This window comes from Martelella sp. NC20, from assembly GCF_013459645.1.
GTDB lineage: Bacteria > Pseudomonadota > Alphaproteobacteria > Rhizobiales > Rhizobiaceae > Martelella.
Map to the genome: position 1 here is coordinate 3,103,159 of NZ_CP054861.1, position 12,455 is coordinate 3,115,613.

The window sequence follows — 12,455 nt, forward strand, 5'->3', positions numbered from 1 at the left end:
TTATCCCGCCCGCCGCTCGGTCCCGACATCGAATTGCAATCGGGCAAGGCGGGCGTACAGTCCGTTCCTCTTGACCAGCGTTTCGTGCCGGCCCTCCTCGACGATCCGACCTTCGTCCATGACCACGATCCGGTCGGCGGAAAGCACGGTGGCAAGCCGGTGGGCGATCACCAGCGTGGTGCGGCCCTGCATCAGCGTGCCGAGCGCCTGCTGCACCAGGGTTTCACTTTCCGCGTCCAGCGCCGAGGTCGCCTCGTCGAGCAGCAGCACCGGCGCATCGCGCAGCACCGCGCGGGCGATCGCGATACGTTGGCGCTGGCCGCCGGAAAAGGTGATGCCGCGCTCGCCGGCCATGGTGTCATAGCCATTTTCGAGCTTGTCGATAAAGCCGTCGGCCTGGGCGGCGATGGCGGCGGCGCGGACCTCCTCCCGGCTCGCATCGGGCCGCCCCAGCGCGATATTGTCGTGGATGCTCGCCGCGAAGATCGCGACATCCTGCGGCACCAGCGCGAAACGTTCGCGCAGGGCCTGCGGATCGACGTCGCGCAGGTCGAGACCATCGAGGGTGATGCGGCCCTGATCGGGATCGTAGAAGCGCAACAGCAGCGAGAAAAGCGTGCTCTTGCCCGCCCCCGACGGGCCGACGACGGCGACGGTTTCGCCGGGCGCGACGCTGAGCGAGACGCCCGAAAGCGCGCCGGCCTTTGCCCCGCCGGTGGGGTATCGGAAGGCGACGTTCTCGATCCCGATCGCGCCGGTGGCGGGCGCGGGCAGGGGCAGGGGATTTTGCGGGGCGGCGATCTGGCGCTTTTCGTGCAGCAGTTCGGTCAGGCGCTCGGCAGCGCCCGCGGCCAGCGACAATTCGCCCCAGACTTCCGAAAGCTGGCCGAGGGCGCCTGCGGCGAGCACCGAATAAAGCAGGAACTGGCCGAGCGTTCCGCCCGACATCGTGCCGGCAAGCACCGATTGGGCGCCGAACCACAGGATGGCGGTAATCGAGCAGAACACCAGGCTGATGGCGACCGCTGTCAGTCCGGCCCGCGCCTTCAGCGTCGATCGGGCGGCTGAAAATGCATGCTCGACGCTTAAGCCGTAGCGGCGGCCGGCCATCGCCTCGGCGGTAAACGCCTGCAGCGTCCGGGTCGCGCTAATGGCCTCGCCGGCAAAGGCGGTGGCATCGGCCAATTCGTCTTGCGCCGCGCGCGAGCGGGAGCGGACATTACGACCCGCCGCGATCAGCGGCAGCACCACGATCGGGATCGCGGCGATCACCATCACCGAAAGCCGGGGCGAGGTGTAGACCATCATCGCCAGCGCGCCGAGGCCCATGATCAGGTTGCGCAGCGCAATCGACGCGGTGGCCCCGAAGGCCGACTTGATCTGGACTGCGTCAGCGGTCAGGCGCGAGACGATCTCGCCCGACTGGTTGACGTCGAAGAAGGCGGGTGAGAGCCGCACGACATTGTCGAACACATCGCGGCGCAGGTCGGTCACCACGCGCTCGCCGAGAATCATCACGAAGAAATAGCGAAGCGCGCTCGATATCCCGAGCGCCAGTGCCATCAGCCCGAGAACCAGGAAATAATTGTTGATCAACTGGGCGTCGGAATCCGAAAACCCGTGGTCGATGACGCGGCGCACCGCAACCGGAAGCGCGAGGGTGACCAGGGAGGCGGTCAGCAGGAAGAACAGCGCGCCCGCCACGAGGCCGCGATAGGCGCGGATATAGGGAAGAAGTCCGGTAAGCGGGTTCAGCGCCCGCATCCTGTCGCCCCCGGCTGGTTCATTTCGGCTCAATGGATTTTCCTCGTTTCCGCCGTGTCTGATATTGCTTTCGGCGGCTCTTGTTATTCGCCTCACGTTCCTGTATAGCGACCGCAACCTTTTCGATAGCCGTGGTCTTTTTGAGGTCTCACGGCTTTGTTTATTCAATAGGCCCGGCCGGCGCAATGGCCGCCAGACCTGAAACCCGCTTGCAGGAACGAGAGTTATGAAGGCTGATATTCATCCCGATTATCACACGATCAAGGTCGTCATGACAGACGGCACCGAATACGAAACCCGCTCCACCTGGGGCAAGGAAGGCGATGTCCTGAACCTCGACATCGACCCGACCTCGCATCCGGCATGGACCGGCGGCTCGCAGCAGCTGCTCGATCGCGGCGGCCGCGTTTCGAAGTTCAACAAGCGCTTCGGCGGTCTCGGCATCTGATTGCTGCCTGAGAAATGATTTTGAAAACCCGGCCTTTGCGCCGGGTTTTTTGTTTGCTGCCAAAGCCTACCCCACTCTCTTCCGTCATCCTCGGGCTTGTCCCGAGGGTGACGTCCGTAAAAAGGACAGGACCGTAAAAGGGCAGGTTTGTCAGCAGATTGGAGCCCGGCCTTTGCGCCGGGTTTTTTGTCTGGTGGGCTGTTTTGTCGCAGGCAAGCCGACAGGGATTTCGGGCGAGGCCCGTTCAGCGCCGCGCGAAGGCGGTCTGCAGCAGGTCGATCTGGGCGATCACCTGGTTCTCTGAAATTTCCGGGGCCTCAGCCGCCGCGGTTTTCATCAGGCTGTCGTCGAGTTTGCGGATGCGCGCCTCGAGCCGGTCGGTATGGGCCGCGAGGTCGCGGAAGCCCGGCGGAAGTTCGTTCCACCCGTGCGGGATGCGGTCATCGCCATCGCCGAGCCGGAGTTTGCGGCGCTCCTGCACCACCTGATCCAGCGTCATTTCGCCGGTATTGAGCGAGCGCTGGAGCAGCAGCCAGGAGGCAAGCTGCATCAGCCGTGTGGTGAGCCGGATCGATTCCGTGGAGTAGAGTGCGGAGCCCAGCGGACCGAGGAGCTTCGAGGCGGCGCGGCCGGGGCCATCGAGATAGGCGGCCGTCGTCTCGACAAGCGTCATGCCCTCGGCGTAGAGCGCGTAGAATTGCGGAGAGCTTGCGGCCCTGCCGGCAAAATTTATGGGTTTCGCCCCGGTACTGGTCATCAACTTACTCTGGCTACGCTGCCTGCTCACGTGAACAGGACTTGGACAAAACAAATATACCCGTAGCGCAAAACCGCAAGACGTTTCTTAATGAAAGGTTAATACCCACCGCCAATCTGTAATGGGCGCAAAAAAAGAGCCGCGGATGGCGGCTCTGAAGTCAGAGGGTGATGATCGGAATTAAGACAGAGGTTCCGATACCGCATAGCGGATGAGCCAATAACATCGCGGAAAGGTTAATATTGCGTTTACGCACCTGGCATGCGTTATTTTCTGAAGAAACTTTCGGCCGCCTTGCGGTCGCTGCCCTTGCGTCGGATCGCCGCCTCGATGCGTTCGATCTCGCCGCGAAGCTCCTCCGCGAAGCCTTTCAGCGCCTCGACGGAATGCGGCTCAAGGTCGGAACCGATCGCATAATTGCTCTTCTTCGGCGCGCGATCATCCTCGTTCCACATTTTCGTCCTCCCCTGCTCGCACGGCGCTTTCGTCATCCGTGCCGTCTTCGCCATATTCCCGGGTGGGTGTTCTGAACGCAACCCCTTCGCGGGTCGAGACCGGCGTTCCCGCATCCGGCATCGCCATGAAGGCCTCGCGTTCGGCCATCGGCACGGGCGCGCGAAGGCGCGCGCGCAGCAGCGCGTAGGCGAGGATCAGCAGATGGGCGAGGGCGGTGATGATGAACAGCGCATAGGGGCCGAAGGCGGACATCACCGGGCCGCCGACCGTGGGGCCGATAATGGTGCCGATGCCGAACAGGAACAACAGGCCGCTAGAAATCTTCACATAGTCTTCCGGCCTTGCGAAGTCATTGGCATGCGATGCGGTGACCGGGTAGAGCACGTTTGCCGTCGCGCCGTAGATCACGACGAGGCCGATCAGAACCTCGGCGCCGGGCTCGAACAGGAAGATCATCAGCGCGGCGAGCGCCGCTGTGCCGGAAAGCGCCGCGATCACATAGCGCCTGTCGGTCATGTCCGAGATCTTGCCGAAAGGAACCTGCGCCACCGCGCCGGCGAGAATGGCGCTGGTCACGAGAAACGCGATCTGGCTATCCGGCAGACCGGCGCGGGTTGCAAACACGGCCACAAGCGTGCCGAACGCGCCGTTGGCGATGCCGGTCAGGAGTACGCCGATACAGGCGACCGGCGAATTGCGGTAGAGCAGCTTGAGGTCGATCCTCACCGCCTGAAGGGGGCGTGGCGAAGCCGCGTTCGACATCGTCGTCGGCAACATTGCAACGCAGTAGAATATGCCGGCCACCATGAACAGGATCGGCGTGTTGGTGTTGCCGAAACCGACCACGAGCTGGCCGCCAACCACGCCGAGCAGGGTGATGCCGGTATAGAAGGTGAAAACCACGCCGCGGCTGGAATTGTCGACCCGCTCGTTGAGCCAGCTCTCGATGATCATCTGGGTTCCGGCCATGGCAAAGCCGGTCGCGGCGCGCAGCGCGATCCAGGCATATTCATCGACGAAGATGCCGGTCGTCAGCGCCACCATGCAGATGATCGCGATAAAGCCTGAAAACGCCCGCACATGGCCGATGCGCATGATCAGCCTGGGGGCTAAAAGACAGCCGAGCACGAAACCGCTCGCCCAGGACGTGCCGATAAAGCCAAGCGCGGTATCGCTGTAGCCTTCCGCCGCGCCGCGCAGTGGCAGAAGAAGACCGTGCAGACCATTGCCCAGGAATAGAAACAATGTGCCGAGCAGGAGCGCGAAAACGGGGAAGATACTGCGTTTCATAAATTCGCCTGGATGGGTAGAGACCGTTTCAGGTCTTGGGCGCCCCCGCATATCGAAATGCGAAAACGCCCGGATTTGCTTTATGACATGACATCCGGACAAGGCCGGTTTCCCGGCCTCACTCGGATCGCCCCGATCACCGAACGCGGCTTGGGTCCACGCCGGCGATCTTCTGTTTTGAAACTCCCGAAGAAGGCGGGACAGGGTCAGGCGGTCGACCTTGGGGGCAACGCGGCATAACCACACATGTTCCGTGATATTCTACCACCTGCTTCGCAAAATGCACTGGTGAATTCAACCTGCGAAGGGTGACGCGGCGGCCGTGCCATTGTAAGAGGGGACAAAGCCGTCGGACCTGGCGGTCAGGGAAAAGCATGGCCAAGCTGATATCGCTGCTTCTGATCGCCGCCATGGCGGTTCAAATCATCAAGCCGCTCGGGCTTCCGGGTCTGAAGAAGCGCATGGATTTCTGGAAAATCGCTGTCTTCGCGCTGGCGATGACCGCGCTGGTGGTGGCGATCCGGCCTTCCTGAGGAAGAGGCGCCGTGGCTGCTGCCGGGCCAGCAAAAAAAGCGGGCCTCAGGGTCCGCCTCAGGCTGCTGACGAAGGCCCTGACAGATATTTCCGTCATGCCGGGCTCGACCCGGCATCCAGGGCCAAATTCCGAGGGCTATCAACGGTAACCCCTTTTCCACGTATGGCGTCCGTAACCCTGGCCCCCCGGTCAAGTCCGGGGTGACGGCAGGGGGTAGCAAACTCAAGGTGTCTGCAATATGGTTTTTCGGCAGTCCGAACGGGCCGCAAGGTCCGCCTCAGTTTGTTGACAAACCCCGCAAGCGATCACGGAATCATCTTCCTCTTCACCGACATTCCGGCCTTGAGCCGGAATCCAGTAGGCGTAAGTCCTTGCGCGCAAGGACTCTTTATAGAGATTCACCAAAAAATGGCCCTGGATGCCGGGTCGAGCCCGGCATGACGGAGGAGTTTGGTGAGGGCTTTGTCAACAAGCTGAGGCGGGCCCGCAAGGTCCGCTTTCGCTATTGGTCGTCCGTCCAGGCCTAATGCAGGATCTGGCTGAGGAACAGCTTGGTGCGCTCGTGCTGGGGGTTGTCGAAGAACTCGGCGGGGGAGTTCTGTTCGACGATCTGGCCCTGGTCCATGAAGATCACGCGGTTGGCGACCTGACGGGCGAAGCCCATTTCGTGGGTCACGCACAGCATCGTCATGCCCTCCTCGGCAAGGCCGACCATGGTGTCGAGCACTTCCTTGATCATTTCCGGATCGAGCGCCGATGTCGGCTCGTCGAACAGCATGATCTTCGGGCTCATGCACAGCGAACGCGCAATCGCCACGCGCTGCTGCTGACCGCCGGAAAGCTGGCCGGGATATTTGTCCGCCTGCTCGGGAATCTTCACCCGCTCCAGGTAATGCATCGCGATTTCCTCGGCCTGTTTCTTCGGCATCTTGCGCACCCAGATCGGCGCCAGCGTGCAGTTCTCCAGGATCGTCAGATGCGGGAACAGGTTGAAGTGCTGGAACACCATGCCGACCTCGCGGCGGATTTCATCGATCTTCTTCAGGTCGTCGGTCAGTTCGATGTCGTCGACGATGATCGTGCCCTTCTGGTGTTCCTCCAGCCGGTTGATACAGCGGATCATCGTCGATTTGCCCGAACCGGACGGCCCGGCGATGACGATGCGTTCGCCGCGCATCACCTTCAGGTTGATGTCGCGCAGGACGTGAAAGTCGCCATACCACTTGTTGACATTGATCATGTCGACCGCGACCTCGGTATCCGAGACGGTCATATGGGAGGTGTCTACAGTCTCTACATTGGTCATTTCAGTGCCCTCAAAAAGCTAACTTCTGTGTCCGGTGTCCAGGTGGCGTTCCATGAAGCTGGAATAGCGCGACATGCCGAAGCAGAAGACCCAGAAAACGAGACCGGCAAACAACAGGCCGGTGATCGGGGTGACGGGCGAGGCCCAGGTGGAGTCGGTGAAGTTGAACTTGATGATGCCGAGCAGGTCGAACATGCCGATGATCGAGACCAGTGAGGTGTCCTTGAAGATCGAGATGAACTGGTTGACGATCGCCGGGATCACCAGCTTGATCGCCTGCGGCAGGATGATCAGCCGCATCGTCTGCCAGTAGCCAAGGCCAAGCGATGCCGCGCCCTCGAACTGTCCCTTCGGCATCGCCTGCAGGCCGCCGCGGATCACCTCGGCCATATAGGCGGAGATGAACAGCGACACGCCGACGATCGCGCGCAGGAACTTGTTGATGGTCATGCCCTCGGGCAGGAACAGCGGCAGCATCACGCTCGCCATGAACAGGATCGTGATCAGCGGCACGCCGCGCACCACTTCGATGAACATGATGGAGAGCGTGCGCACCACCGGCAGTTTCGAGCGCCGCCCGAGCGCCAGCATGATGCCGAACGGCAGCGATACCGCGATCGCGAAGTAGGACAGGATCAGCGTCACCATCAACCCGCCCCAGGCCGAGGTGTCGACGACCGGAAGGCCGAAAACGCCGCCATACAGAATGAAGAAGGAGATGAACGGCAGCGCCAGGAACAGCAGAAAGGCGTTCCAGCCCTTGTGCGGCGCCCTGGGCATCAGCATCGGGATCAGCAGGATGGTGAACACCGCGCCGACGAGGATCGGACGCCAGAGTTCCGCGTCCGGATACCGGCCGAAGATGATCTGATCCATCTTGTTGCCGATGAAGGCCCAGCACGCGCCGCTCCAGCCATCCGGCCGGATGCCGCCCTGCGCCACCGTTGCGCAGGTCGCGCGGTCCGTCCCGGTCCAGGCGGCGTTGATAAACAGCCAATCGACGATCGGCGGTATCGCCCAGACCAGAAAGATGATGCCGATGATGGAGAGGATCGCATCCTTGGGCGTGGCGAACAGATTGGCTCTGACCCACTGGATTGCCGTGCCTTCCTTCTTCGGCGCAGGCCGCTGCGCCTGCATTTCCTTTCGGACATAAGCCAGGTCTTGCGCCATCTTATCTCTCCACCAGGGCCATCTTGGCATTGAACCAGTTCATGAAGATCGATGTCAGGATTGAAAGGGTGAGGTAGATGATCATCCAGATCGTCACCACCTCGACGGCCTGACCGGTCTGGTTGAGCACCGTCTTGCCGACGGCGACGATATCGGCGTAGCCGATCGCGACGGCGAGCGAGGAGTTCTTGGTGAGGCTCAGATATTCGCTGGTCATCGGCGGAATGATGATCCGCATCGCCTGGGGTACGACGACGAGCCGGGTGACCTTGCGCGGATGCAGGCCGAGCGCCGCCGCGGCCTCTGTCTGGCCCTTGGCAACGCCCAGAATGCCGCCGCGGATGATCTCTGCCATGAAGGCGGCGGTATAGAGCGAAAGCGCCAGGTAGAGCGACATGAATTCCGGACCGATCACGGCGCCGCCGGCCAGGTTGAAACGGCCCTTGACCGGAATGTCGAACGTTACCGGCATGCCGGCTGCGAAATAGCCGAGGAGCGGTAGCAGGATCAGGATCGCGAGGCTGGTTCTGATCACCGGAAACTGCTGCCCGGTCGCCATCTGCCGACGCCGGGCCCAGAGCGCAAGGGTGACAACCGCGACGATCGCGACCACAAACGCGGCCGTCATCAGCCACGAACCCGGCCCGAAGATCGGGGTGGGAAAGGCCAGTCCGCGATTGTTGAGGTAGATGTCGAGGGGAAAGGAAAGCGAGTCGCGCGCCGAAGGCAGCAGCGACAGGACGCCGGTATAGAAGAAGAAGATGACCAGCAGCGGCGGAATGTTGCGGAAGATCTCGACATAGATCTGGCTGAGCCTGGCAATCAGCCAGTTCGAGGAAAGCTGTCCGACCCCGACGAGAAAGCCGACGATGGTTGCGGTGATGATGCCCGCGACCGAGACGATGACCGTGTTGATGATGCCGACAACCAGGGCGCGGCCATAGGTCATGTCGTTATTGTAGGCGATCGGGGTCTGCGCGATGTCGAAGCCGGCGCGACTGTCGAGAAAGCCGAAGCCGGAGGCGATGCCGGCGTTCTGAAGGTTCGTGATGGTGTTGTCTGTGACCCACCAGACAAATGCCACGACCAGGATAACCGTCACCAGCTGGTAGACGAAACCTCTGACAGCGGGATTGTATAGAAGCGCGGCAACCCGCGACTCCCCAAAGGAAGCGTTGCTTGTCGTATCAGCCATGTGTTCCCCGGTTACCGGAAGTTGTTGCCCGAAAGGGTTCTTGTTTTGCTGGGCGCATGGCGGCACTCCGCCATGCGCCAACTTGAATTATATCAACAACCAGTCCGGCTTAGCGGATCGGCGGGCCGTATTGCAGGCCGCCATCGGTCCACAGCGCGTTCAGGCCGCGGTCGATCTTCAGAGGGCTGCCCGCGCCGACATCCTTGTCGAAGATTTCGCCGTAATTGCCGACGAGCTTGATGACATTGTAGGCCCACTTTTCGTCGAGGCCGAGATCGGCGCCGAGCTTGCTGTCGGTCTCGGTGCCGAGCAGGCGCTTGATCCCCGGATTGTCGGAGGTCTCGGCCATTTCGTCGACATTTTCCGAGGTGATCCCGAATTCTTCGGCGTTCAGCATCGCGTAGTGAACCCACGAAACGATATCGCCCCACTGGTCGTCGCCCTGGCGAACGGCCGGCCCAAGCGGCTCCTTCGAGATGATCTCGGGCAGGATCACGTAGTTGTCCGGATCGGTCAGCGTCAGACGGATCGCATAAAGGCCGGACTGGTCAGTGGTATAAACGTCGCAACGGCCCTGATTGAAGGCGTTGTTGACGTCTTCGAGCTGTTCGTAGACGACCGGATTGTAGTCCATGCCGTTGGCCGAGAAGTAATCGGCAAGGTTCAGTTCGGTGGTGGTGCCGGACTGAACGCAGACGGCAGCGCCGGAGAGTTCCTTGGCCGACGAGACGCCGAGATCCTTCGGCACCATGAAGCCCTGGCCGTCATAATAGTTGACGGTGCGGAAATCGAGGCCGAGCGAGGTGTCGCGCGACAGCGTCCAGGTGGTGTTGCGGCTCAGCACGTCGACTTCGCCGGACTGCAGCGCCGGGAAACGGTCGGTTGCCGTCAGGGCAACGAAATTCACCTTGTCGGGATCGCCGAAGATCGCGGCGGAGATCGCGCGGCAATAATCGACGTCCAGACCGGACCAGTTACCCTCATTGTCGGGCGCGGAAAAGCCCTGCAGGCCCGTGCTGACGCCGCAAGTCAAAGTTCCCTTTGATTTGACGTCCTCAAGTGTCGTGGCCGTAGCGCCCTGGGCGCCAAGACCCAAGACTACTGCGCCGATCGCGGCTGACAGAATCGTCTTTTTCATTTTCCCAACCTTTGTTTATCGTTGAAATCTCAAGTTGCCGCCGCGCCCAGTTCAGCTTCAGGCCGGCAACGACAACTGCCCGCTACCCCTCGGGGCGAGCAGGCTTATCACAGTCGTTATTTTCCGGATGGTCAATACTCGGGTGTCAAAAATGGTCGGTTTTCATGGCAAACGTCCACTTTAGTCTAATAAATGGGCAGAGAGACAAAATCTGTGCGCGACGTTGCTGTCAAACAGGGCAGGCGGTTAAGTTGTTTACCTGAACCTATCAAGGACGGATGGCCGGACCATTTGCGCTTGACCGGCCTTGCGCAAAATTTCAAAACATGGGGCAGTTTCTTATAACCGTGCGAATGGATGCCATGGCCAGAATACCCGAAGCCGCCTCCGACATGGGCGATAATACCAAGCTTGCCCATTGCGGGCATGATCCGCAATCCTATTACGGCTTCGTCAATCCGCCGGTGGTGCATGCCTCGACGGTGCTGTTTCCCAATGCAAAAACGACCGTCGAAGGCGGCCAGAAATACACCTATGGCACCCATGGCACGCCGACCACCGATGCCGCCAACGCCGCCTTCACCATGCTGGAAAACGCCGCCGGTACGCTGCTTTATCCCTCGGGGCTTGCCTCGATCACCATGCCGTGGCTGGCCTTCCTGAAGCCCGGCGATCATGTGCTGATCGTCGATTCGGTCTATGATCCGGCCCGCCGCTTCGCCGACAATGTGTTGAGAGGGTTGGGGGTCGAGGTCGAGTATTACGATCCGGCGCTCGGAGCCGATATCGAGGGCAGGTTCAGGTCCAACACCAGGCTTTTGCATACCGAATCCCCCGGATCGAACACGTTCGAGATCCAGGATATCCGGCTGCTGTCCGATATCGCCCACGCCCGTGACGCGATCGTTTCGATGGACAATACCTGGGCGACGCCGCTCTATTTCAAGCCGCTCGATTTCGGCGCCGACCTGTCGCTCAGCGCGGCGACCAAATATCCGTCCGGCCATTCCGACATTCTGATGGGCACGGCTTCGGCCAATGAGCGCTGCTTCCCGCAGCTTCTCCAGCATTATACCTGGACAGGCATGTGCGCGGCCCCGGACGACAGCTACCAGATCCTGCGGGGGCTGAGAACGATGGGCGTGCGTCTCGCGCATCATCAGAAAAGCGCGCTCGAAGTGGCGGCGTGGCTGGAAGACCAGCCGGGCGTGTCGCGGGTGCTGCATCCCGGCCTGCCGTCATTCCCCGGCCATGATCTGTGGAAGCGCGATTTCAAGGGCGCGACAGGTCTGTTCTCGGTGGTGCTCGCGGCCGAGGAGGGCGCTTTCCGCCGCCGCCAGCATGCCTTCCTCGACGCGCTGGACCTGTTCGGCATCGGCTATTCCTGGGGCGGATATGAATCGCTTGCGGTGCCGGTAAACCTGTCCAACCGCACAATAAGCACCGCCCCTGAGGACGGCCCGCTGATCCGCCTCCAGATCGGCCTTGAGGACGTCGGGGACCTGATGGCCGACCTCGAAAAGGGGCTGGCGGCCGCGCGGGCCGCGTAACGGCCCCTGCATTCTCTGAGGGAAAAACAAAGAGCCGGCGATCGGTTGTGATCGCCGGCTCTTTGTTTCAGCGCCGCTCCATGCGTCCGCCATGGAATTCTGTCGGCGGGCGGTGATATCCGGGCGGCGGGCCACCGTGGTAACCCGGAGGCGGCGGTCGGTAGCCGGGGCGGTTCACCGGCGGCGGCCGGTAAGCGGGCGGCGGCGGGCGATAAACGGGCGGCGGCGCTCCCCATGCCGGGCGATAGCCGGGCGGCGCCCTCCAGCCGGGCGGCGGACCACCCCAGCCGGGCGGCGCGCGCCATCCGGGCGGCGGGTAATAGGGACGCGGCGCATAGTAGGGCGGATAACGGCCCCATGTATTGTACCATGGGTATCCGCGGTAATAATTGTTCCAGTAGGACTGAGAAAACGCGGTGATCGCGACGCCGGAGGCAAAGGCGATCGCCGGCGACAGCGTCTGGCGCTGGTTCTGGTAAACCACCTGGATATAGCGCGCGGCAAGCCAGCCGCGATAATTGGCGTAGGACACGTCGCACCAGCTGTAATCGGCGAGGCATCCATTGTTGACGACACTGGCGCCGGCCGGAACAACCGTGACCGAAGGGTACGATGTTGAGGGGCCGGCGCGAAGATTGACGTTGGACGTGGCGAAGGCGGAGGTTGCCGCATGCGCCTGGACCGACATCAGTGCCGCCGCCAGCGCAATGCCGGCAGATTTCAAAACGGCGCTTGCTCTCATGTTTGCTCTCCGAAACGAGTGTTGAAGCCAACGCAAAAGAAAATGGCAAAATGGAGTATGGCGGGCGAAAGCTGAAGCCTGGATGAACGAAGCCCAGCGCG

General features: G+C 61.7%; 12 protein-coding genes. 3 read left to right on the plus strand and 9 right to left on the minus strand.

The window, feature by feature from the left end; genetic code table 11:
- Complete coding sequence (locus HQ843_RS14740; RefSeq protein ID WP_371822021.1) at positions 1–1,797, minus strand: ABC transporter transmembrane domain-containing protein; 1,797 nt, start codon at positions 1,795–1,797, stop codon at positions 1–3.
- Between the two features lie 193 nt (positions 1,798–1,990).
- Here HQ843_RS14740 and rpmE point away from each other — a divergent pair, with 193 nt between their 5' ends.
- Positions 1,991–2,212 carry a 50S ribosomal protein L31 gene (gene rpmE, locus HQ843_RS14745; protein WP_180897611.1) on the plus strand — a complete coding sequence of 74 codons (222 nt, stop codon included), beginning with the start codon at positions 1,991–1,993 and terminating at the stop codon, positions 2,210–2,212.
- A gap of 244 nt (positions 2,213–2,456) precedes the next feature.
- Here rpmE and rcdA read toward each other — a convergent pair whose 3' ends face one another.
- The 3 genes from rcdA to HQ843_RS14760 form a co-directional block, all read right to left on the minus strand.
- Positions 2,457–2,969: a protease adaptor protein RcdA gene (rcdA, locus tag HQ843_RS14750; RefSeq protein WP_180897610.1), complete on the minus strand. Its 513-nt coding sequence runs from the start codon at positions 2,967–2,969 to the stop codon at positions 2,457–2,459.
- A gap of 266 nt (positions 2,970–3,235) precedes the next feature.
- A complete protein-coding gene (locus HQ843_RS14755) occupies positions 3,236–3,424 on the minus strand; it encodes a DUF1192 domain-containing protein (RefSeq protein ID WP_180897609.1) in 189 nt (62 codons plus the stop codon).
- The gene (locus HQ843_RS14760; RefSeq protein ID WP_180897608.1) at positions 3,408–4,715 is read right to left on the minus strand and encodes an MFS transporter; all 1,308 of its coding nucleotides are present in this window, start codon (positions 4,713–4,715) and stop codon (positions 3,408–3,410) included. The genes HQ843_RS14755 and HQ843_RS14760 overlap by 17 nt, the downstream gene beginning before the upstream one ends.
- 374 nt (positions 4,716–5,089) lie before the next feature.
- Between HQ843_RS14760 and HQ843_RS14765 the strand changes: the two genes are divergently transcribed.
- Entirely contained in the window at positions 5,090–5,248 is a 159-nt protein-coding gene (locus HQ843_RS14765) for a hypothetical protein (protein WP_174801781.1), read from the plus strand.
- A gap of 525 nt (positions 5,249–5,773) precedes the next feature.
- On the opposite strand, the gene HQ843_RS14770 is transcribed toward HQ843_RS14765, so the two are convergent.
- The 4 genes from HQ843_RS14770 to HQ843_RS14785 all read right to left on the minus strand — a co-directional run bounded on the left by HQ843_RS14770 (position 5,774) and on the right by HQ843_RS14785 (position 10,062).
- Positions 5,774–6,556 (minus strand): amino acid ABC transporter ATP-binding protein, encoded by a 783-nt coding sequence (locus HQ843_RS14770; protein WP_305793950.1) that lies wholly within the window; start codon positions 6,554–6,556, stop codon positions 5,774–5,776.
- 18 nt (positions 6,557–6,574) lie between these two features.
- Positions 6,575–7,729: an amino acid ABC transporter permease gene (locus HQ843_RS14775; RefSeq protein ID WP_180897607.1), complete on the minus strand. Its 1,155-nt coding sequence runs from the start codon at positions 7,727–7,729 to the stop codon at positions 6,575–6,577.
- Between the two features lies 1 nt (position 7,730).
- Entirely contained in the window at positions 7,731–8,924 is a 1,194-nt protein-coding gene (locus HQ843_RS14780) for an amino acid ABC transporter permease (RefSeq protein WP_180897606.1), read from the minus strand.
- Positions 8,925–9,033: 109 nt separating this feature from the next.
- Positions 9,034–10,062 carry an amino acid ABC transporter substrate-binding protein gene (locus HQ843_RS14785; RefSeq protein WP_180897605.1) on the minus strand — a complete coding sequence of 343 codons (1,029 nt, stop codon included), beginning with the start codon at positions 10,060–10,062 and terminating at the stop codon, positions 9,034–9,036.
- A gap of 353 nt (positions 10,063–10,415) precedes the next feature.
- On the opposite strand from HQ843_RS14785, the gene HQ843_RS14790 reads away from it, so the two are divergent.
- Entirely contained in the window at positions 10,416–11,612 is a 1,197-nt protein-coding gene (locus HQ843_RS14790) for a cystathionine beta-lyase (protein WP_180902182.1), read from the plus strand.
- Between the two features lie 67 nt (positions 11,613–11,679).
- On the opposite strand, the gene HQ843_RS14795 is transcribed toward HQ843_RS14790, so the two are convergent.
- The gene (locus HQ843_RS14795) at positions 11,680–12,354 is read right to left on the minus strand and encodes an SH3 domain-containing protein (RefSeq protein ID WP_180897604.1); all 675 of its coding nucleotides are present in this window, start codon (positions 12,352–12,354) and stop codon (positions 11,680–11,682) included.
- Positions 12,355–12,455 lie beyond the last annotated feature (101 nt).